The sequence below is a fragment of the Roseovarius sp. JB2-10 genome (assembly GCF_055693585.1).
Window position 1 is genome coordinate 3,922,617 of record NZ_CM146337.1, and the last position, 21,403, is coordinate 3,944,019.

Annotated in this window: 20 protein-coding genes; 5 read left to right on the top strand and 15 right to left on the bottom strand. The window is 59.2% G+C overall.

Features of this window, described 5'->3' with window-relative positions:
• Positions 1 to 76 precede the first annotated feature (76 nt).
• Together ACZ1HJ_RS19405 and ACZ1HJ_RS19410 are read left to right on the top strand one after the other, a co-directional pair.
• Positions 77 to 1,735, top strand: coding sequence for a hypothetical protein (locus tag ACZ1HJ_RS19405; protein ID WP_472720264.1), 1,659 nt, complete (start codon positions 77 to 79; stop codon positions 1,733 to 1,735).
• Positions 1,716 to 2,369, top strand: coding sequence for a DUF3726 domain-containing protein (locus ACZ1HJ_RS19410; protein ID WP_472720265.1), 654 nt, complete (start codon positions 1,716 to 1,718; stop codon positions 2,367 to 2,369). The genes ACZ1HJ_RS19405 and ACZ1HJ_RS19410 overlap by 20 nt, the downstream gene beginning before the upstream one ends.
• An 18-nt stretch (positions 2,370 to 2,387) precedes the next feature.
• Here the strand turns inward: ACZ1HJ_RS19410 and ACZ1HJ_RS19415 are convergent, their stop codons facing one another.
• Positions 2,388 to 2,972 carry a riboflavin synthase gene (locus tag ACZ1HJ_RS19415; RefSeq protein WP_472720266.1) on the bottom strand — a complete coding sequence of 195 codons (585 nt, stop codon included), beginning with the start codon at positions 2,970 to 2,972 and terminating at the stop codon, positions 2,388 to 2,390.
• A 184-nt stretch (positions 2,973 to 3,156) separates the two neighbouring features.
• Here ACZ1HJ_RS19415 and ACZ1HJ_RS19420 point away from each other — a divergent pair, with 184 nt between their 5' ends.
• From ACZ1HJ_RS19420 to ACZ1HJ_RS19430, 3 genes are all read left to right on the top strand, one after another.
• Entirely contained in the window at positions 3,157 to 4,449 is a 1,293-nt protein-coding gene (locus ACZ1HJ_RS19420) for a capsule biosynthesis protein (RefSeq protein WP_472720267.1), read from the top strand.
• Between the two features lie 94 nt (positions 4,450 to 4,543).
• Positions 4,544 to 5,686 (top strand): polysaccharide biosynthesis/export family protein, encoded by a 1,143-nt coding sequence (locus ACZ1HJ_RS19425; RefSeq protein WP_472720268.1) that lies wholly within the window; start codon positions 4,544 to 4,546, stop codon positions 5,684 to 5,686.
• Positions 5,686 to 7,710 (top strand): capsular polysaccharide biosynthesis protein, encoded by a 2,025-nt coding sequence (locus ACZ1HJ_RS19430; protein ID WP_472720269.1) that lies wholly within the window; start codon positions 5,686 to 5,688, stop codon positions 7,708 to 7,710. The genes ACZ1HJ_RS19425 and ACZ1HJ_RS19430 overlap by 1 nt, the downstream gene beginning before the upstream one ends.
• On the opposite strand, the gene ribD is transcribed toward ACZ1HJ_RS19430, so the two are convergent.
• The 14 genes from ribD to ACZ1HJ_RS19500 all read right to left on the bottom strand — a co-directional run bounded on the left by ribD (position 7,707) and on the right by ACZ1HJ_RS19500 (position 21,352).
• On the bottom strand, positions 7,707 to 8,801 hold the full coding sequence (gene ribD, locus ACZ1HJ_RS19435) for a bifunctional diaminohydroxyphosphoribosylaminopyrimidine deaminase/5-amino-6-(5-phosphoribosylamino)uracil reductase RibD (protein WP_472720270.1): 1,095 nt from the start codon (positions 8,799 to 8,801) through the stop codon (positions 7,707 to 7,709). The two genes, ACZ1HJ_RS19430 and ribD, sit on opposite strands and share 4 nt — an antisense overlap.
• Positions 8,798 to 9,280: a transcriptional regulator NrdR gene (gene nrdR, locus ACZ1HJ_RS19440; protein ID WP_472720271.1), complete on the bottom strand. Its 483-nt coding sequence runs from the start codon at positions 9,278 to 9,280 to the stop codon at positions 8,798 to 8,800. The genes ribD and nrdR overlap by 4 nt, the downstream gene beginning before the upstream one ends.
• Positions 9,281 to 9,382: 102 nt before the next feature.
• Positions 9,383 to 9,802, bottom strand: coding sequence for a secondary thiamine-phosphate synthase enzyme YjbQ (locus tag ACZ1HJ_RS19445; RefSeq protein ID WP_472720272.1), 420 nt, complete (start codon positions 9,800 to 9,802; stop codon positions 9,383 to 9,385).
• A gap of 50 nt (positions 9,803 to 9,852) precedes the next feature.
• The gene (locus ACZ1HJ_RS19450; protein ID WP_472720273.1) at positions 9,853 to 10,395 is read right to left on the bottom strand and encodes a DUF4166 domain-containing protein; all 543 of its coding nucleotides are present in this window, start codon (positions 10,393 to 10,395) and stop codon (positions 9,853 to 9,855) included.
• A complete protein-coding gene (locus ACZ1HJ_RS19455; RefSeq protein WP_472720274.1) occupies positions 10,392 to 10,847 on the bottom strand; it encodes a thiol-disulfide oxidoreductase DCC family protein in 456 nt (151 codons plus the stop codon). Before ACZ1HJ_RS19455 ends, ACZ1HJ_RS19450 begins: the two co-directional genes overlap by 4 nt.
• Positions 10,848 to 10,945: 98 nt before the next feature.
• Positions 10,946 to 11,200 (bottom strand): type II toxin-antitoxin system Phd/YefM family antitoxin, encoded by a 255-nt coding sequence (locus tag ACZ1HJ_RS19460; RefSeq protein ID WP_472720275.1) that lies wholly within the window; start codon positions 11,198 to 11,200, stop codon positions 10,946 to 10,948.
• A gap of 111 nt (positions 11,201 to 11,311) precedes the next feature.
• Positions 11,312 to 11,764 carry a hypothetical protein gene (locus ACZ1HJ_RS19465; protein WP_472720276.1) on the bottom strand — a complete coding sequence of 151 codons (453 nt, stop codon included), beginning with the start codon at positions 11,762 to 11,764 and terminating at the stop codon, positions 11,312 to 11,314.
• Between the two features lie 26 nt (positions 11,765 to 11,790).
• Complete coding sequence (gene rpoD, locus ACZ1HJ_RS19470; protein WP_472720277.1) at positions 11,791 to 13,770, bottom strand: RNA polymerase sigma factor RpoD; 1,980 nt, start codon at positions 13,768 to 13,770, stop codon at positions 11,791 to 11,793.
• A 119-nt stretch (positions 13,771 to 13,889) separates the two neighbouring features.
• Positions 13,890 to 15,836, bottom strand: coding sequence for a DNA primase (gene dnaG, locus ACZ1HJ_RS19475; RefSeq protein ID WP_472720278.1), 1,947 nt, complete (start codon positions 15,834 to 15,836; stop codon positions 13,890 to 13,892).
• A 51-nt stretch (positions 15,837 to 15,887) separates the two neighbouring features.
• On the bottom strand, positions 15,888 to 16,190 hold the full coding sequence (locus tag ACZ1HJ_RS19480) for a hypothetical protein (protein ID WP_472720279.1): 303 nt from the start codon (positions 16,188 to 16,190) through the stop codon (positions 15,888 to 15,890).
• Between the two features lie 138 nt (positions 16,191 to 16,328).
• Entirely contained in the window at positions 16,329 to 16,877 is a 549-nt protein-coding gene (locus ACZ1HJ_RS19485; protein WP_472720280.1) for a sarcosine oxidase subunit gamma, read from the bottom strand.
• Positions 16,870 to 19,800: a sarcosine oxidase subunit alpha family protein gene (locus ACZ1HJ_RS19490; protein WP_472720281.1), complete on the bottom strand. Its 2,931-nt coding sequence runs from the start codon at positions 19,798 to 19,800 to the stop codon at positions 16,870 to 16,872. The genes ACZ1HJ_RS19485 and ACZ1HJ_RS19490 overlap by 8 nt, the downstream gene beginning before the upstream one ends.
• Positions 19,790 to 20,068, bottom strand: a complete 279-nt coding sequence (locus ACZ1HJ_RS19495) for a sarcosine oxidase subunit delta (protein WP_472720282.1) — start codon at positions 20,066 to 20,068, stop codon at positions 19,790 to 19,792. Before ACZ1HJ_RS19495 ends, ACZ1HJ_RS19490 begins: the two co-directional genes overlap by 11 nt.
• A gap of 30 nt (positions 20,069 to 20,098) precedes the next feature.
• Complete coding sequence (locus ACZ1HJ_RS19500; RefSeq protein WP_472720283.1) at positions 20,099 to 21,352, bottom strand: sarcosine oxidase subunit beta family protein; 1,254 nt, start codon at positions 21,350 to 21,352, stop codon at positions 20,099 to 20,101.
• Between the last annotated feature and the right edge of the window lie 51 nt (positions 21,353 to 21,403).

A 21,403-nucleotide genomic window follows, 5' to 3' on the forward strand; every position in this document is an offset into this window, starting at 1 on the left:
CCGCTAGGCAGAGGAGGACGATGATGCACAAACCTGATCCGACACGCGTGATCCCCCCCGCGACCCCAAGGTGGTGATGCGGCTTAACCGGTTGGGATCTTTCCATCAATCGCGCCTTTCCTTCATCCGCGTTTTGCTGCGGCGCTTGAAGGCACAGAACTGGACCTTTGATTGCGCCAAATTTGACATCGACGCCAAGGGTGTGGGCCGGGCGGTGTATTCAGCCCACGGGCCCGACCGCAGCTATTCTTTGGTGGCCTTTGCCAATGACCTGCCGCCGGAAAAGCGCTCGGACCGCGTGATTGCCACGGAATGGGACACAACATTCACGCTTTTTGACGGCATCCCGACGGAAGACGACGTCGAACGTTTGTCGCGCAACGTGCCCAAGCAAGAGGCTGGTCGCGTCAGCGAAAAGGAACTGTCACTTAGCCGCGCAAACCGGTCTGTCCGCCTTTGGGATCACGTTGTTGATGCGCTGAGCCGGGGCCAACAACCCGACCTGCAAAAGGTCGAAGATGTTGGATATCTGATGCGTACAACCGCCGTATACGGGTCCGGCAAATTCGGCGCGGCAGATCGCGAGAAATCAGCGGACCGGCCAGAATGCAGCGGCCCATTTCAGATCGAGTTACTGTCGGTGTATCTGATCCGCACATTCGTGATGGACCTTGTCGAGCACATGGCCCGCGCCCGTGCACCTGAAACCGCGGTCGCGCTTGATCCGGCTCTGCGGCGGCGGTTTGGCATCGGGAATTCAACCGGTCTTGGCATGGCACCTTTTCTGTTGAACCACCCCGCTTTGATCAGCAATTGGATACATGCCAAGGAAGAAGCGCTGGCACGCGTCAGGTCCCTGCCCACCGCCAGCGACGCAGAAACCCAGAGTTTCCGCGATTTCGCCACCCGCGCACAGCTTCACGCGGCGTATTGGACCTCCGAGCACCCGATCCAGGTTGAAAAACTAGCGCAGTTGCGGGCGGATATGTCGGCCCTTCTGGCGCATCTGGAAACGGCTGACCTGACGACAAACCACCCTTGGGATCGCCTGTGGCACTGGGCCGAGACCACATTGTCGGTTGAGGGGCAGGAACAGGTGGCCTCCTTGCTGCTGGAACCTTACGCCGACATGATAGACGGGTTAAGTGACTGCATGTCAGCGGACGAAGCGCGGTTTTATCAGATTGACGGCGCGATGACCGTTGCACGGCTGAAAACCCTGACGGAAGACATCTACGATTGGGCGCTTGAAACTGATTGGACATCGCGCGACGCGCAGGCACGGGTCTGGTACGTCTCCGAGGAAAAACTGGAACCGCGCATGGGCGAGCGCTTTGACGAGCCGATAGAGCCGTTTGAACAGCCCCTGAGCCCTGGCCGGGATGCCGCGCATATGTATGCGGACCTCAAGACATGTGCCGATGGTCCGATTGCCGCGTTTCTTCTGCGCCACCCGGAACACCGCCACATGGTACGCCGCGTCCAGATAGCAGCCAAACACCCCTATGCCGAAATCCGCGACAACACGATCAGCGCAACGGTGATGCCGATCGACCTGCTGCGCGCCAAGCTATCGTTTTTGGAGCGTGCCATTTTGATCCCAGATCAGACCGGTGGGTGCGCATCAACATGTATCAGCACGCGCCGTTTCCGCATGAACTGGCGACCGGAAATGCTGATGACTGGACCTACCCCTACCTGCCGGACGCGCCGGGATGAGTTGGTCACTGAATGAGGTTGAGGCCCTTGCAAAAAAGGCGGCACGTGGTGCCGGATTAAACTGGGGGCTTGCCGATGAGGCCGGGAAATCCACCCGCTGGCTGATGGAAATGGGCCTGCCCGGCACGGATTGCCTCGCGGGTCTGTTGACCCAAAATGACGGCGCGCCCTACGAAAAACTCTGCCCTTCAGTGGGCAACGTCCCGTGGACGGCGCCGGCGGGGGCGCTCTGCCCGGTGATCACAGGCGCCACGCTTTGCGACCATGCGGCGCACCTATCAAACGGACATGGTTTTGATCTGGGGCCAACCTCTTTTCCCCTGCTTTTGCTGCCGTTTGCCGCCGGCATGGCGCGGCACTCGGACACCTCGGTTGCCGTCACGTGGCCGGGCACAGATGTCATGATAGACGACGCAGGTCAGCTGTGGGTCCGCGCGGATGACACACTGGATGCCGCACACACCGCGTCCGTCCGTATCGAACCAACAACCCAGACGGCAACCACCACGCCGAAAGCGACGCTGACCCGCTGTGATATCCCGGACCAAATCGCAAAGACGCTTGGGGCACTGGCCCACCGTACCTACGCCCCCGACACGCCCGAGAGCCGTGAGGCAGGGGCCGGTGCGGGCCTTACAGACAACGATTAATCTACCGAACGCGCGTGGCTACATTTCGGCCAGACGCGCCACGTAGCGGGCCAGCGTATCAATCTCGAGATTGACCTGATCACCCATAGCGGCGTCGCCCCATGTTGTGGCGGTCTTGGTGTGCGGGATGAAATTAATGCCGAAGTCACACCCGTCTACTTCGTTCACCGTCAACGACGTGCCATTCAGCGTGACCGAGCCTTTGGGCGCGATAAACCGGGCCAACTCCGCGGGTGCCCGCAGAGTGACACGGGTGCTGTCGCCCTCTTCAACAAGCTGCACAATTTCAGCCAGACCATCCACATGGCCGGATACGATATGCCCGCCCAGCTCGTCCCCAACCTTGAGCGCGCGCTCGAGATTGATCCGCGTTCCGTCACGCCAAGTGTTCAGATTTGTCTTCGACAGGGTCTCGGCCGACACATCAACATCGAACCAATCCGCACCGGTTGCCACAACCGTCAAACAGGCGCCATCGCACGCAATCGACGCGCCAATATCAATGCCGTCGGTCTGGTAAGCGGTCGCGATCCGAACGCGCAGATCACCCCGTTGGGTCAGCTGCCGCACCGTGCCAATATCCGTGATGATGCCCGTGAACATGACGCGCCTCCCTTTGCATTTCCGCAACACACCCGGCTTAACGCATTTGGATCGTGGTGCAAAATTAACCTTACTCGCTTTAGACTTAGCGCCGCCAGGTGGCAAGACGTGCCACAGCGCGCGACATATAATGGCCGAAATTCGGTGTTATCCCCCGCGCAACCGAAAAAGGGCTGAGTAGTAAATGAGTGTTCTGACTGGAAAAGACCGGGTATTCCTGTTCCTTCAGGGACCTCATGGGCCGTTTTTCCGCAAACTATCCAACATGTTGCGCAAATCCGGTGCTACAACGTGGCGCATTGGGTTTAACGCGGGCGATCAAGCGTTTTGGCGCGAAAAGTCGAGTTACGTTCCCTATCGCGGCACCCTCGAGGAGTGGCCCGATACGATCGCGGCGGTCATCGATGAAAAGCAGGTGACCGATATTGTGCTCTATGGCGACACGCGGCCCGTTCATGCCCAGGCCATCGAGCAAGCCCGCGCCAAGGGTCTCCGCATCCACGTCTTTGAAGAAGGCTACATGCGGCCCTATTGGGTGACATATGAACGCGGTGGCACCAATGGGCATTCGCGCCTGATGGACATGAGCATCGAGGATATGCGCACCGCCTTGCTGCGCTCAGACATGGATGCCCCCCTGCCGCCCTCCAGTTGGGGCGATATGCGCGAACACATTTTCTACGGCGCGCTCTATCACGGCTTCGTTTTGCTAAAAAACCGCCGGTATCGCAATTTCCGGCCACACCGGGCGATGACCGTTTCTCAGGAGTTTAAACTGTACCTGCGGCGCCTACTATTGATGCCCTTTCATGCGCTGGATCGCCGGTTGGCCACGCGCCGTATCCGGCGCGGTGGGTTTCCCTATCATCTGGCACTGTTGCAGCTGGAGCATGACGCGTCATTTCAGGCGCATTCCCCGTTTTCATCGATGACGGAATTTCTGGAAACGGTGATGAAAGGGTTTGCCGATGGCTCGGCTCCGCATCACCATCTGGTTTTCAAAGCGCATCCGCTGGAAGACGGCCGGGTGCCGATCCGGCGTGAATTGAAACGGCTGGCGCGAGACCATGGGCTTTCTGACCGGGTTCACTACGTGCGCGGCGGTAAACTGGCGCAGTTGCTGGATGAAGCGCGCAGCGCCGTCACAGTAAATTCCACAGCCGCCCAACAAGTGCTGTGGCGCGGGATTCCGCTCAAGACGTTTGGCCGCGCGGTCTATGACAAACCCGAATTTGTCTCTACCCAACCTCTCAACGAATTCTTCGCAGGTGCCGGACGTCCGGACCATGGCGCGTACAAGGATTATCGCCGGTTTTTACTTGAAACCAGCCAGGTTGCCGGTGGTTTCTACTCGACCCGCGGGCGCCGTCAGCTGCTGCGCCAGGCGGTGGATATGATGCTGGCGCCGGACGATCCCTACGATGCGCTCAAATCCGGCACCGCGGCTCCGCGGCAACAGTTGCGCGTGGTGAGTTGAAAAGCACGCTGCAAACACTGGATTTTACTGCCAGATTCCGCTAGATTGCTCAAAAAAAGACTGAGGCAGTTTAATAGGTCGAGGAGACCGAGCAGTGAATTCCCAATCAAAACGATGGGCGAAGTCCGTCGCCTTTTTGGTCGTTGTGGCCACTCTTGCGTCATGTGCTCTGCCCCGGGTCGGGCCAAACAAGCGCGAGATCTTTGAAGGATCCGTCCAGCAATCGGGCGATGCGTTTATCGTATCGGTCAATGATCGCGTCACGCGCGCCACCGCCGTACAACCCGCGCTCGGATTCAGTCAGGACTTCCTGCGAGCCGGCAAGCTCGGCTCGGACACCATCCGCCCCGGCGACACTTTGGGGCTGACCATCTGGGAGAACGTCGATGACGGCCTTCTGGCCGGCGAAGCGCAAAGCCAGACCGTACTGGAAGAGGTACAGGTTGACGGCGCGGGGTTCATCTTTGTCCCCTATGCCGGACGCATCCGCGCGGCAGGCAACACGCCCGAGGCCATCCGTCGCGTCATCACCGCAAAGCTGGATGAACAAACCCCTGATCCGCAGGTACAGGTCCGACGTCTGGCCGGAAATGGCTCGACCGTTTCGCTGATCGGCGCCGTTAATGGCCAGGGTGTCTACCCGATTGAGGCCCCCACACGCACACTTTCGACCATGCTCGCCAATGCTGGCGGTGTGGCCATCCCGCCCGAAGTGGCGCAAGTCACCGTGATCCGTGGTGAGCATCGCTCAAAGGTGTGGTTCCAGGACCTCTTCAAACATCCCGAATTCGACATTGCCCTGAGGGCCGGTGACCGCATTCTGGTGGAACAGGACAGCCGCGCATTCACGGCATTGGGCGCCACAGGTGCACAGGCACGCGTCACCTTCGAAACCCAAACCCTAAGCGCCGTCGAAGCCATTGCCACGGTCGGGGGTCTGTCAGCCAATGCGGCGGATCCAACCGGCATCTTCATCATGCGCAACGAACCTGCGGCGATCGCCAATCAGGTTCTGGGCCGCACGGACCTGGAAGGCGCGCAGCGCCTCGTCTACGTTCTGGATCTGACACAGCCCAATGGTGTCTTTATGGCGCGTGATTTCGCGATCCGCGATGACGACACGCTCTATGTCACCGAGGCACCTTTCGCCCAGTGGGGCAAGGTCATCTCGGCGCTTACAGGAACATTGTCGGCCGTTGGATCGGTCTCAACCTCGAGCGAAACTCTCGGATTGTGATGTCCGAACCGGAAACGCACTCCCCCGCCGAGGCCGAAACGCCCCGGCGGGTTTTCTATTTCAACGCCGGATTTCTGAAACAGGCGCGCATTCGCCGCATCATGGAACTGGCGGGCTTTCCCCTGCAGCTTGGCAAACCCGGTGAAGAAGACCAGATCGCCGTATGGGGTCATTCGCCTTATGCGCAACGCGGCGAAGCGGTGGCCAAAACCACCGGCGCCGCCATTTTGCGGGTCGAAGACGCGTTTTTGCGGTCCATCCACCCGGGTCGCGATGGCGAGCCGCCCTTGGGCCTTGTGATCGATCAGCGCGGCGTGCATTTCGATAGCTCCCAACCTTCCGATCTCGAACATTTGCTGGCCAACCATCCGCTGGACGACACCGCGTTGATGAACCGCGCCAGAGGGGCGATTGAATTCCTGAAAGAAGCGCATCTGAGCAAATACAACGGGTTTGATTCCGACGCGCCCTGCCCCGACCCCGGCTATGTGCTGGTGATCGATCAGACCAAGGGCGATGCCAGCGTGACCCACGGACAAGCCGATGCCAATACGTTTCGTGAGATGCTTTATTATGCGCAGGAAGATCATCCCGGTGCGCGCATTGTGATCAAAACCCATCCCGAAACCATCGGCGGACACCGGGAGGGGTATTTTTCCGACGATGACGCCTCAGACCGTGTGACGTTGTTCCGCGATCCTGTCAGCCCGTGGGCCCTGTTTGACGGTGCCATCGCGGTTTATTCCGTCAGTTCCCAACTGGGATTCGAGGCGATTTTTGCCGGTCATAAACCACATATTTTCGGGCAACCCTTTTATGCCGGATGGGGTCTCACCGAAGATCGACATCCCGTGGGTCTGCCACGGCGTGGCCGCGGGTTGAGCCGCGCACAATTGTTTGCCGCGGCCATGATCCTTTATCCCAAATGGTATGACCCGCACCGCGACCGGCTTTGTGAAATCGAAGACGCCCTTGCGCAATTGAGTGCAGCAGTGCGCAGCTGGCGCGAAGACCATAACGGGTGGAACGCATACGGGATGCGGTTGTGGAAGCGCCGGCACCTCCAGAAATTCTTTGGCGGACATGGCCGCGTGGCCTTCCGCCGCGGCCCAGCATCCCGTGGCACCGCCCCCACCGTGGTATGGGCCAATCAGACGGCGCGCGCGCCCGAAGGCGCCATCCGCGTTGAGGACGGATTCTTGCGCTCGCGCGGCTTGGGCGCGGAACTGACCCCGCCCCTCTCTTTGGTCAGTGACGATCTTGGCATTTACTACGACCCTGCCGCGCCCAGCCGGTTGGAAGATTGGATCGTCAAACGCGCCACCCTGCGCCCGGATCAAGTGCTGCGCGCGGAGCGGCTGATCAGCCGGGTGATCAAACTTGGGCTGTCCAAATATAATCTCGGCGGTGAAACATCCGATCTGCCCGAAGGTCATCGGATTTTGGTGCCGGGACAGGTCGAAGATGATGCCTCCATTTTGCTGGGCGCGGGCGAGATCACCACAAACCTCGCACTTCTTGAATGGGCGCGGGCAGAAAATACGAACGCAATCCTGATCTACAAACCGCACCCCGATGTCGTTGCGGGGCTGAGACCGGGCCAGATCGAGGATGCCGCACTGCAGGATATCGCAGATGTAGTTGTGCAAGACGCGGATCCTGCCGCGCTCTTGGCGCAGGTGAATGAGGTCTGGACCATGACGTCACTTCTGGGTTTCGAGGCCTTGCTGCGCGGCGTCTTGGTCACCACAACCGGCGCGCCGTTTTACGCAGGTTGGGGATTGACCCGTGACCGCGGACAAATCCCGGCGCGACGCAACGCCCAACCTACCTTGGCAGGGTTGGTTCATGCCGCGCTAATCGACTACCCGCGCTACTTTGACCAGGTCACCGGCACCGCCTGTTCGGTTGAGGTGGCAATTGACCGTCTGAGCACGGGTGCCGTTGCCCATCCCGGGGCCGCCAACAGGTTGCTGTCAAAATTGCAGGGGGTTTTTGCGTCCTATGCCGGGTTTTGGCGTTAACCGCGCACCCAACGGTGCATCACGTCATTGCCCACGGCGCGTTGTTCTATTCGCCTGAAACGGGGCGCTTCTTCCAATTGGCTGAGACCCATGGCGCCGATTGCGGGCAACCCTTCGGCCCCCATGGCCAACCCGGCGGTATAGCCGACAAGTTCGTCCACCAAATCAGCGCCCAAAAGAGACGCGGCCAACCCGCCCCCGCCTTCGCAAAAGACCCGGGTCAATCCCCGCGCACCAAGCTCTTTCAAAACGGACCGCACATCCAGCTGACGACCGGTCAGTTCGCACGGTATCAGCACCGCACCAATGCCTTGCCACGCCTCGACCAGCGCGGAATCTGCGTCCGACCCATGGCAGAGCCAAAGCGGTATGTCCTTTGCCGAGCGGGCCAGTTTGGACATCATCGGCAAATCCAGCCGGCGCGACACCACCACCCGCACAGGCTGGCGCGCAATTCCGAGATCGCGCACGGTCAGAGACGGATCATCCGCCCGCGCGGTACCAGCCCCGACCATCACCGCATCATGTCGCGCCCGAAGGCTGTGCACGTGGCGGCGCGCGTCCGGTCCGGTGATCCATTGGCTTTGACCGCTGGCCGTGGCAATCCGCCCGTCAAAGGAACTGGCCAGCTTGAGGGTCAGATGCGGCCGTCCCTGTTCTACCTTCAGGAAAAACCCGCCAAGATCAGACGCGGCCTGATCCGCCAGAACACCGGTGACGACGTCGATGCCCGCCTCCTTGAGTTTCGCGATCCCCTGACCGGCGACGCGCGCATCACAATCGCTGACGGCCACCACCACGCGCGCCACGCCTGCGGATAAAAGCGTATCGACACAAGGTGCCGTTTCGCCGTGATGGGAACAGGGTTCTAAGGTGACGTAGACCGTGGCACCCTTTGCAGCATCGCCCGCCTGATCAAGCGCCTGCGTTTCCGCATGCGGCCGACCTCCATCCGCCGTCCGGGCCCGCCCGACGATCCGTCCGTCTTTGACAACGACACAGCCAACCGAAGGGTTGGGCCAGGTACGGCCCTGTCCCCGTCGGCCCAACATCAGGGCCAAAGACATGTAACGCTGGTCGAGGCCGCTCAATCGTCCGCAGTATCGTCGGAGGTGGCCGCGTCGGGACGTAACTCACTGACAAACTTGTCAAAATCATCCGCCGCTTGGAAATTCTTATAGACACTGGCAAAGCGCACATAGGCCACGGTATCAATCCGCGCGAGGCTTTCCATGACAATCTCACCCACGGTTTTGGATGGAATGTCTGTCTCGCCCATGCTCTCCAAACGCCGCACGATGCCCGAAATCATCTGCTCAATGCGCTCCGGCTCGATGGGGCGCTTCTGCAACGCGATACGGATCGACCGCTCAAGTTTGTCGCGATCAAAATCTTCCCGTCTGCCATTGGTTTTGACCACGACGAGGTCACGCAACTGCACGCGCTCATAGGTGGTGAAACGCCCGCCGCATGCGGGGCAAAACCGACGCCGACGAATGGAAACGTGATCTTCTGCGGGACGCGAATCTTTGACCTGAGTGTCTATGTTTCCGCAAAACGGACAGCGCATGAGCTGGTCCCCTTTTCTTCTCTACCTCGTGATGTATGGGTCTGATGCCCAACAATCCACCGTCACTATAGGTGAGCCGCAAGGTTTTGGGTAGAGGGGAAATTACACCGCTAAATGAGCAGTGACATGTCGGTCATGCGGCGCATTTCGGTGCTCAAAAACGTATAGTCCCTGCCACGTCCCCAATGCCATGCGCCCCTCGCGCACCGGGATATTAAGGCTCACCGGCATCATCGCCGCCTTGATATGCGCGGGCATGTCATCCGGGCCTTCATACGTATGGGTCAGATACTGCATCGACGGGTCTGTGCTCGGCGGCACAAGCCTTTGGAAATAATGCAAAAGATCGCTTTGCACTTCCGGATCCGCGTTTTCCTGGATCAACAGACTGGCGGAGGTATGGCGGATAAACAGGGTCAACAGACCATCTGCCAGCGCTTGTGTGCCAACCCAGGATGCAACCTGCGCCGTGAATTCATAAAGCCCCTGACCACGGGTCGAAATCACAAAATCCGTTTGCATGTCATCTCCTGAAAACAACCACGACACAGTCGCGCGAAATCTGGGTCATCCTACGGGCTGGCCTCACGTGACAAAACCCCGTGATAGCGGATCAGAAAACCGAGTAGTGGCGCCCGTGCGCCAACGTCAAATTGCAGATGACCATCCGCGGTCTCCGCCTCAGACGTCTCACTGACCGGCAACAGCGCACGCGGAACCGGCACGCCAAATAGATGCATCCGGGAAACCGTGATCTGCAACGCTCCATCCCGCAAATCCAGCGCCAGCGTCAGCCGGATCGGGCCAAAGCGTTCCACCACATGGCGCGCGGTGGCGTCGGGTTTGAGGGTCGAACGGGTCACATGACCCCCGAAGTTCCGAACCCAAATGCTATGATGGGTCGTCGACGTGATCGAAAGTCGCGTTGGCACGGCCTTTCCTGCGGGCGGAAACCCGGCAAGCCCAAGCACCAACCGTGCGGCCCAGCCCGTGCCGCGGGTGATATCACACTGCCCGCTGTAATGCTTTTCACCCTGACCCGTATGCAACTCGCGCACAGCGCGCGGCACATCCAGACCTTTCGCTTCAATCACTTGCAGAAACGGATCGCTCATCCCCATCCGCCCGGCAGAAACCGTGCCTGAATAGACGCATCTGGAACCATGCAGGTGGGGTATCGCCCAAAAAGACGGTAGCGGTTGCGCGCAATGGCGAAATAGGCGGGGTCTTTGACAAACCGCGGCAGCCACCGCAGCCCGGCTAGCGCACGCCACGGCCACCCAATCACGCGCATGGCATGGGCGAAAGCATCCAGTTTACGGTGGATCACGCCGTCCACGATCACAAGATTGGTCTCAAAATCATCTGTCGGCAGATCGAGCGCCTGATAGATCTTTGTGCCGAGATCGGATTGCGCCAGCACGAAGCGAAAGAGCGCTGTTTTGTCGTGGCGCATCATGAAATGGAAAAACCCCGAACAAAGCACGCACTCGCCGTCGAAAACGATCACATGAGTGGGTAAGCCTTCAGGCAGGCCAGCCGTGTTGTCGAGCGTTTCAGCTTGCATAGGCACATCCAGTTGATGGATGCGGCATCGCATTGTGCGACAGGTTGCTCAAGTCGTTTTATTGACGCGGCTCCGGGTCGCCGGTCAGAAAGTTTGTCCTACTGCTCTTCTAGCGCGTTGGAAACAAAACGTATTTCATCCACTTCCGCCAAAGATCGGAGCAATCGTCCAACACTGGGAGATGGCTGTTTTGCCACCGGAATGCGCCTCAGCGCCTCGTAATCTTCCAACGATAACATGACCATGGGCTTGCCAGATTTTCGGTTCACAACCAAAGGCTCGTGATCCGTTTCCACGGCGTTCATCATGGTCGACAGGTTTCTGCGCAGATCAGAAAGGCTTGCGTGTTTCATACTCTGCGCCTACGCAATCGCGTCCATGCGGACAACCGGAAGTCGCACGATCGGCAAAAATGCGCAGAGTTCCGCGCCATAGCTGTGAATTTGGCCAAATTTCGCCAAAAATTACACGAAGAAACTATCTGAATTCAGGATCTTTATTGACATGTAGATGGCGAATGCGCCCGCCAAAGCCAGTATAACGCGAACATAAATATGCTCCGCAAGATCATCGGGATTTGCAAATATGAGAATGCTGTCGCCTACTTCGAATTGAACTTTGTCTTTAATTTCACCTTTGTGCTCGGCACCATGGCACGCGTATGAAAATTGCACGACTTGCCATAGCCTGCTGGTCCTGCTGACCGCATCTACACGAGCATCGACGCGATCCCAAAGCAGAAAGGCAAGCACTGCAGGGACCAAAAACCGGGCCCCTGTTGCGAAAAACATCAGAAAAAACGAATACCCGAAGATCGACCAAGCGTATTCTGTTGGCCCAAATGCCCAAGCTACTGAAACAGCGCCAATAACAGACAAAAACGCCACAGCAGCGGCGGCACCAAAAAAGCGTTCCAAAGGACCCACTAGGCCACGCAGAAATCTCACTGATCGAGGAACGACCGTAGTTTACGTGACCGGCTGGGGTGTTTCAGCTTACGCAGCGCTTTGGCTTCGATCTGACGGATCCGTTCGCGGGTCACGCTGAACTGCTGGCCAACTTCCTCAAGCGTGTGGTCGGTGTTCATACCGATGCCAAACCGCATCCGCAAAACGCGCTCCTCACGCGGGGTGAGAGAGCTGAGCACGCGGGTCGTGGTTTCCTTGAGGTTGTCCTGAATGGCGGAATCCAGCGGCAAGACAACGTTCTTGTCTTCGATGAAATCACCCAGCTGGCTGTCTTCCTCGTCGCCAATCGGTGTCTCCAGCGAAATCGGCTCCTTGGCGATTTTCATCACCTTGCGGACCTTCTCAAGCGGCATTTGCAGCTTTTCGGCCAACTCTTCGGGCGTCGGTTCGCGGCCAATTTCATGCAGCATCTGACGACCGGTCCGCACCAGCTTGTTGATCGTCTCGATCATGTGCACCGGAATACGGATCGTGCGGGCCTGATCCGCAATGCTACGCGTGATCGCCTGACGGATCCACCACGTGGCGTAGGTCGAGAACTTGTAGCCGCGGCGGTATTCGAACTTGTCCACCGCCTTCATCAGGCCGATGTTGCCTTCCTGAATGAGGTCTAGGAATTGCAGGCCCCGGTTGGTGTATTTCTTGGCGATCGAGATCACCAGACGCAGGTTCGCCTCGACCATTTCCTTCTTGGCTGTACGCGCCTCTTTCTCACCCTTTTGAACCTGCTGCACGATGCGGCGGAATTCGGGGATATCAAGACCCACATACTGGCCCACTTGAGCCATATCGGCGCGCAGCTCTTCGACTTTCTCGGGCGAGCGTTCCATGAACATCTGCCAGCCCCGGCCGGACTTCTTGGCCATATCATCCAGCCAGTTCGGATCAAGCTCGCGCCCGCGATATTCGTCAATAAATTCGCGGCGGTTGATCCGGGCCTGATCCGCCAGCTTCACCATCGCTGAATCAATCTGCATGATCCGGCGGTTGATGCCATATAGCTGGTCAATCAGCGCTTCGATCCGGTTGTTGTGCAGGTGCAGTTCATTCACCAGCTCAACAATCTCGGAACGCAGTTTCTGGTAGGTGTCTTCCTGTTTCTTGGAAAACGAGCCGTCTTCGTTCAGCGTGGCTGAAATCCGGCTGTCCTGCATCTCGCTCAGCTTGACGTAATCATCGGCGATGCGGTCCAGCGTTTCCAGCACGCGCGGTTTAAGCGCGGCCTCCATCGCAGCAAGGCTCATATTGGCCTGTTCGTCTTCATCATCGTCGTCATCGTTGGCAATCGGATTGCCATCGGCGTCAAGCTCTTGCTCCTCGGTCTTTTCGCCCGAGGGGGCCGTGGCAACATTGGCGACGACAGGTGTTTCTTCCTCTTCGTCCTCGCCCATCTGGTTGCCAAAGGTCGTTTCAAGGTCGATCACATCGCGCAGCAAAATGTCTTCACCCAGAAGTTCGTCGCGCCAGATGGTGATCGCCTGGAACGTCAGGGGGCTCTCGCAGAGGCCCGCAATCATCGTGTTGCGGCCGGCCTCGATGCGTTTGGCAATCGCGATCTCGCCTTCGCGGCTGAGCAACTCGACGCTGCCCATTTCGCGCAGATACATGCGCACGGGATCATCCGTGCGATCCAGTTTTTCCTCTTTGCCCGAGCCAAGCGTGATCTCGCCCCGCTTGCCGGTTTCGGCCAGCGCGGTGGATTTCTGTTCTTCTTCTTCGGCTTCTTCGGCTTCGATGATGTTGATGCCCATTTCACTGAGCATCGACATCACGTCTTCGATCTGTTCGCTGCTGACCTGATCTGGCGGCAGCACGTTGTTTAATTGGTCGTAGGTGATGAAGCCTTTTTCGCGCGCCTCAGCGATCATTTTCTTGACCGCGGCCTGGCTCATATCTAGCGAGTGTTCGCCATCCTGATCTTCGTTCTTTTGGTCGTCGTTGTCTTTGGCGGCCATGAAGGTCTCCTGCTCAGAGGGTCAGCGAGGTGATTCGTTAAACGAATCATTAACGCGATTAGGAGTGATTCGCACACCCGTTTACCCTGTTTTCTTTACCTAATCCTCACCAAAGTCCATCAACGACCCGGTTTGGAGGGGCTGATTTTGTCCAGGAGTGCGTGAAATTGCGCACGCTCTCCGCGATTGATTCGGGCGCCGTTATCGCCCAGGTCGTATTCCGCCTTGTCCTCCTGCTGGCTGCGCACAGCCCGGTTTCGCGCCTCTGCCGCCTGTTGCAACCGCCAGGTCACGGCCTCATCGGCAACTCCCGCGATATCTTCAGCGGCATCCTTGATCTCGGCGTTCAACCCGCGCTCGGCCTCAATCTTGGCCAGTTCTTCGGCAATGGTCTGTCGGGCGATATCGTCTTCACCGGGATGTCGGACCGGTGGTGCTAAAGCCACATGGGGCAATGACCGAAGCTTTTCAAGGGCGCCCTCACCCAATTCTTCGCCGATATGCGCCTGCAGCGTCTCCGCGCCCGCATCCCAGTGACGCAGGATCAGATCACGCAACCGCACATGGTCGGGCGTTGCGCATTCGAGGGTCTCAATCGCGCTTTCAAACGCGTCACACACCTGAGGTGTCGCGATCAGCGTCGCCAGGATCACATCCACGCGCATTTGCATCTGTGCGCCGTCACCCGCGGCCACCAGAAGCGACGATTTCGTCGACGGCATCGCACTGGCGGGCGGGGGTTGCCATTTGCCACCACGACGCGGTGTCGCCGTTGCGCGGCGCGGATTGAAAAGCTGCCACCGCATGTCCTTGATCGCCTGGCCGTAATGGCCCCGGATCGATGGATCACGGATCAGCTTGATCTTCTCTCGCAGGGCCTTGTCCAGGGCGGCTTTGCGTTCCGGGCTATCGAAATTGCGCCCTTCCGTTTCGCGCTGCCACAAAAGCTGCACCATCGGTTGCGCCTCATCGACCAGTTTCTGCAGCGCAGGCGGCCCTTCGACACGGATCAGGTCATCCGGATCCTTGCCCTCGGGCATCAGGGCAAAGCGCAGGCTCTTGCCGGCCTCCAGCAAGGGCAGCGCCAGATCGATCACCCGGTGCGCCGCACGCAGACCCGCCGTGTCGCCATCAAGGGCAATCACCGGCTCATCCGCCACGCGCCACATCATCTGCAACTGTGTTTCCGTCACCGCCGTTCCAAGCGGGGCCACCGCCGCGCCAAATCCTGCCTCTACGAGAGCGATCACGTCCATATAGCCCTCGGTCACGATCAGAGGGTGGCCCTTGCCCGCCGCCTCGCGCGCGGGCCCGTGATTGTAAAGCGTGCGGGATTTATCAAAGAGCTCGGTCTCGGGCGAGTTCAGATATTTGGCGTTGTCATTGGGGTCCATGGCGCGGCCGCCAAAGGCAATGCAGCGCCCGCGCGCATCGCGGATCGGATACATGATCCGCCCCCGGAACGTGTCATAGGGTTTGCCGGCCTTGGTCGACGGTTTGGCAAGCCCTGCCCCGAGGATCAGGTCATCTGCAATGTTTTTGGCCTTGAGATGATCCCAAAGCCCCTGCCAGGCCTCTGGTGCAAACCCGATTTCAAACCGCTCCCGGGTTTCTTCCGTCAACCCGCGCCGATCCAGGTAATCCCGCGCCTCCGCCCCGGCCGCCGTTTTCAGTTGCAGGCGAAAATGCCGGACGGCGGTCTCCATCACATCGGCCAGTTCCGTGCGTTTGTCGGCCTTGGCCTGCGCCTGCGGGTCGCGCTCGGGAATGGTCATCCCGGCCTCGGCCGCCAGAATGCGGATCGCCTCGATGAATTCTACATTCTCGGTTTCGCGCACAAAGCTGATCGCGTCGCCCTTGGCGTGACAGCCAAAGCAGTAATAAAACCCTTTGCGATCATCGACATGGAAGCTGGCGGTTTTTTCCTGGTGAAACGGGCACGGCGCCCACATGTCGCCCTTGCCCTGGTTGGACTTGCGCGTATCCCAAATGACCTTGCGCCCCACCACCTGCGACAGGGAGGTGCGCGTACGCAATTCGTCCAGAAATCCGGGTGGCAGGCTCATCTCTTATATATCGGGCGACGCAGCCCACGAGTCCAGTCGAAGTGCCGGAAATTATTGTTCCAGACAGGCCGCGACGTAGGACTTGGCGACCTCTTCGGTCAATTGCTCGGCCTCAAGCGTATACACCCATTGAACAATCGGCTGGACCGCAGGTTTGAAATTAGCCTGATCATCGGGCAGCGCCTCGACCACATTATCACTCGCCGATGTTTCATCAGCCCCACCCACGCGTTCTGCGACGGCGGCATCCACAATTTGACCTTGAATGTCACACAGTGCCGCCTTGTCCTGAGCAACAAGCGGGGACGCCGTGGCAACGGCCAGAAAGGCGAAAATAGGGACGGTACGCAACATGGTGGCCTCGTGATCGTGGTGAGTGGTAGCCCGTGTCCTAGCGCATGTGGGAACGATTGTCAGGACGCGAAAGGGGGAAAATTTCGCGAATTTTGACTGTAGCGGTTGATTGCCGAAAACCGAAGCTACGCGGGCCGCCTAATCCGTTCTTGCCGCGACGCTCTGCATGGCCGATTTCAGATCATGCACCAATGTGTTGGCAAAGCCCTGAAACACCATGATTTGATAACTTTGGGCGCCCAACCGGGTCAGACTGGCCATCATATGCATCAGCTCGGTCCGCGCCGTGTGTCCGCGTTTGAAAACGGTCTCGCGAATATCTATGGGCACCAACCGCGCAAGCACATCCGCCGCACCAGACCCTTCAAGGCGCACAACGGCCCAGGCGTCAGTTTGATCCGTAAGGGCCGCGTGTTTGGCCAGTTTTGCATCCGGCTTGGGGCCTTGCAGCAAAATCATGCGATTGCCAAACCAGATCGCCCGCGCCGCGGCTTTGCCCGTCGCCCGGTTGGGCGCCGGGGCCACCATGCCATGCGCTGATTTCAACCGCTCTGACAGGGCGCCATCCTGCCCTTTATAGGGCGCAATGGCCGTCAATTGGCCCGGATCAACCTCCGTGGCCGTCACGGCACCGATTTGCAGCGGCAAGAGACCATCACAAGGGGAAAGCGCTATTAAATCAACCACGCACGCGCCCTCCCTCTGGATCAAACACAACTGGGTCTATCACCTCGCAGAGGGTTTCCGACCCGCGCAGATGATCCACCATTCGCACCTGCTCTCCATATCTCGCACGCCCGTTCTTCAAAAAGCCCATGCCGAGGAAATGACCCATCGTGGGCGAGTACCCTACCGACGTAATATAGCCTTGGTCATTTGCGCTTTCTGCCGCATCGCCTGCGTTGAAAAGATGCGCCCCGGCCAGCAATTCCTTGACGGACCCGACCGGTTTCAACCCGACAAGCTGTTCGCGCTGGCTGTCGACAAGGCCCGGTCGTGCGGCAGCGGCTTTGCCAATACAGTCCTTTTTCGCGCTGATCATTCGTTCCATGCCGATGTCAAACGCCGTCACCCGACCATGGATTTCCGAATGCGTGATGAACCCTTTTTCAATCCGCAGGATGTTGAGGGCTTCCATACCGTAAGGGCCACCGCCAAGCGCTTCGGCGCGGCTCACAAGCGCACTAAAGAGGCTGTCGCCATACCGTGCGGGAACCGCCAATTCATATCCCTGTTCGCCCGAAAACGAAATCCGGAAAAGCCGCGCCGAAACTGTGCCAATTGCCACGTCATCACAGGACATGAACGGCCAGCTTTCATCATCGATCGGCTGATCCAGCACCTCGTTCAGGACATCGCGCGATTTTGGCCCCGCGACGGCAAACTGCGCCCATTGTTCGGTCACAGAGATGAACCGCACGTCCAGTTTGGGGCACAGACATTGGTGCACAAATTCCAGATGGCGCATCACCTGCCCCGCCGCGGCCGTGGTGGTGGTCATCAGATAGTGATTTTTGCCCAACCGTGCCGTCGTGCCGTCATCCATCACATGACCGTCTTCGCGCAGCATCAGACCATACCGAACGCGCCCCTCTTTAAGCGTCGAGAACGTATTGGTGTAAACGAAATCCAGAAACTGCGCCGCGTCGGGCCCCTGAATATCGATCTTGCCAAGGGTCGAAACATCCGCAATCCCCACGTGATTGCGCACCGTGTCCACCTCGCGGTCACAGGATTGACGCCAATGGGTTTCACCCGCTTTGGGGAAATAGCTGGGACGATACCACAGGCCCACCTCTATCATCGGTGCACCGCGCTCCACACTGGCCAGATGCGATGTCATGTAGCGTTGCGGCGCAAAGCCCATGCCCTGCGCCCCTGCACCCAGTGCCGCAATCGACACCGGAACATAGGGCGGACGGAAAGTGGTGGTGCCCGTTTCGGGAATGCCTTGCCCGGTCGCGTCCGCCAAAACCGCAAGGGCCGACACATTGGAGCTTTTGCCCTGATCCGTGGCCATGCCCTGCGTGGTGTAGCGTTTCATATGCTCGACCGAGCGGAAATTTTCCGTGGCCGATTGTTTGACATCCTTGACGGTCACGTCGTTCTGAAAATCCAGCCACGCGCGGCCTTTGCCCGGCACCGTCCAGAGCGGGGAGATGTCATAGCTACCGTCTTCCGCCTTTGGCACATCTGCACGCGGAGCGCTGCGACCCAGATCTTCCAACGCCCGACATGCCGCCGCAAACCCTGCTTCCAAACAGGCCTTGGTCGAAAAATCGCCGGCACATGCACCGGCGGCCTCAAGCCCCGGCACCGCACCCTTTTGCGGCAGGAACGCGGCGTGATCCGCGCTCCACACCGGGCGCGCGCCTGTGTGGCAGGTCAGATGCACGGACGGGTTCCACCCGCCAGACATGGCCAGACAATCAGCCTGTATCTTATCGATACCGCTGACGCTGGCCACAGAAACCGCCTCCAGCCTCTGACCGCCATGCGCCTGTGACACCTTGGCGCCCGCATAAAACGGGATGTCCAGATCACAGGTGGCATGATGGCGCGCGTCGACCAGAGCACTGACATGCACGCCCGCAGCCTGCAAATCAGAAACCGTGCGATGGGCGCTGTCCGTATTGCCAAAAACCACCACGTTTTTGCCGGGACTGACGCGCCAGCGGTTGAGGTAGGCGCGCACCGCACCCGCCATCATCACACCGGGTCGGTCATTATTTTGAAACGCGACCGGACGCTCCAACGCACCCGCGGCCAGAACCGCACGTTTGGCCACGATCCGCCAGAAACACTCGCGCGGCGCGCCCGCGCGCATGGCTCTGTCGGGCGAGAGTTTTTCGATCGCGCCATATGTCCCCTGATCATAGACACCCACCACCGTGGTACGGGTCATCACGCGCACATTGTCCATCGCAGCCAGATCATCCGTCAGATCAGCCGCCCAGACGTGGCCGGGCTTGCCGCCAACCTCCAGCGTCTCTGCGTTGAGCCGCCCACCGGTGCGCGTGTCTTCATCGCACAGGATGACATCCGCGCCGGAACGCGCGGCCGCCCAGGCCGCCATCAATCCGGCGGGGCCCGCGCCAATCACCAGAAGATCACAATGCGCCGTCGCTTTTTCGTATTTCTCGGCATTGCTTTGCCCTGAAAGCGCGCCCAGCCCCGCTGCCCGGCGGATCACCGGTTCATAGAGTTTTTCCCAGAACTTTTTCGGCCACATGAATGTCTTGTAATAAAATCCAGCGCCCAGAAACGGTGCCGCCAGATCATTAATCGCCATCACGTCAAACCCGAGCGACGGCCATCGGTTCTGCGAGCGCGCCAACATGCCTTCGAAGAGCTCCGCCGTCGTGGCGCGTACATTGGGCTCCTGCCCCGCCTCTAGCCCCAAAGTGACCAGCGCGTTTGGCTCTTCACTGCCAGCCGTCAGGATACCGCGTGGACGGTGATACTTGAACGAACGCCCCACCAAATGGATGTCATTGGCCAAAAGCGCCGAGGCAAGCGTGTCCCCGGCAAAGCCCTGGTACTGGTTGCCATCAAAGGAGAAACCGATCCGCTGGTTGCGGTCGATCAGGCCAGCGCCCTCAACTCTCATCGCGGCACTCCTTCACGTCGCTGGCAAGTTCCGCCTTCAGAACCTCATGGGTCACAGTATTCCGGGTCACAACCAACCACGCGGAACACCCGGTTTCATGATACCAAAGATCACGGGTGATCCCGGCAGGGTTATCGCGGTTATGAATGTAATTATCCCACTCGGCTGCACTGGCGTCTTCCGCAGGGCGTTCCAGAAGAAGGGCCGCACCGGTGTAGTAAAATTCGCGCCGGTCTCGTTCACCGCAATTCGGGCAGGTGATCCTCATGACACGCCTCCCTGACGGACGGATCCGGATTTAATGCAGGTTGTGTTGCGCACCGGTGCTCTCCTCATCCATGAGGCCTTGGCCCGTCAGAAACCGGTTTAACCTGTAGCGTGCTGCCGGCGCATGATGGGTATCTGTGGCCACCAGATGCGCTGTCGAGTAGCCCGATCCTGGAACCGCCTTGAACCCGCCATAGCACCAGCCGCAATTGAGGTAGAGCCCCTCTGTCGGTGTCTTGTCGATGATCGGCGAACCATCAGGCGACATATCCATGATCCCGCCCCAACTGCGCAGCACCTTGGCCTTGCCAATGGCGGGCATCAGGGTCATCCCGGCCTCCATCACATGTTCGACCATGGGCAGGTTACCGCGTGCGGCATAGCTCGCATACATGTCCAGATCACCGCCAAAGACCAACCCGCCCTTGTCGGACTGGCTGATGTAGAAATGCCCCATGCCATAGCTGACCACATGGTTGATGATCGGCTTCAACCCTTCTGTCACGAAAGCCTGCAGGATGTGGGATTCGATCGGCAGGCGCATCCCGGCCATGGCCGCTACCTGGGATGAGCGCCCAGCCACGATAATGGCCACCTTTTTGGCCCGGATGGCCCCGCGTGAGGTCTGAACCCCTTGGACGACCCCATTTTCAATGTCGATGCCGGTCACTTCGCAATTCTGAATCAGGTCCACCCCCCGATCGCTGGCACCACGGGCAAAACCCCAGGCCACCGCGTCATGCCGGGCTGTCCCTGCGCGCCGTTGCAGCAAGCCGCCATAGATCGGGAACCGCGTGTTGTCGAAATCGAGGTAGGGCAAATGCTGCCGCACCCCGTCGCGGGTCAGCAATTCGGCGTCGTCACCCTGATTGATCATGGCGTTGCCACGCCGCGCCATCGCATCGCGTTGCCCGTCGGAATGAAACAGCACGATCTGGCCGCGCTGCGACATCATTACGTTATAGTTCAGCTCTTCCTCCAGCCCCTCCCAGAGCTTGAGCGAGTGGCTGTAGAATTCCGAATTGCCCGGCATCATGTAGTTTGCGCGTACGATGGTGGTGTTCCGGCCCACGTTACCGCCGCCCAGATAGCCCTTTTCCAACACGGCGACATTGGTAATGCCATGGTTCTTGGCCAGGTAAAATGCGGTGGAGAGCCCGTGGCCACCGCCACCAATAATCACCACATCATAGGCATCCTTGGGGCTGGCATCACGCCAGTGCGGTGCCCAGCCCTTGTTGCCGGTCAGACCTTCCTTGAGAACGCGAAGACCGGAAAACCGCATACCGTTTACCTCTTTGTTGCCATGATCCGAGTGAACCAACTTGCCGGTAGA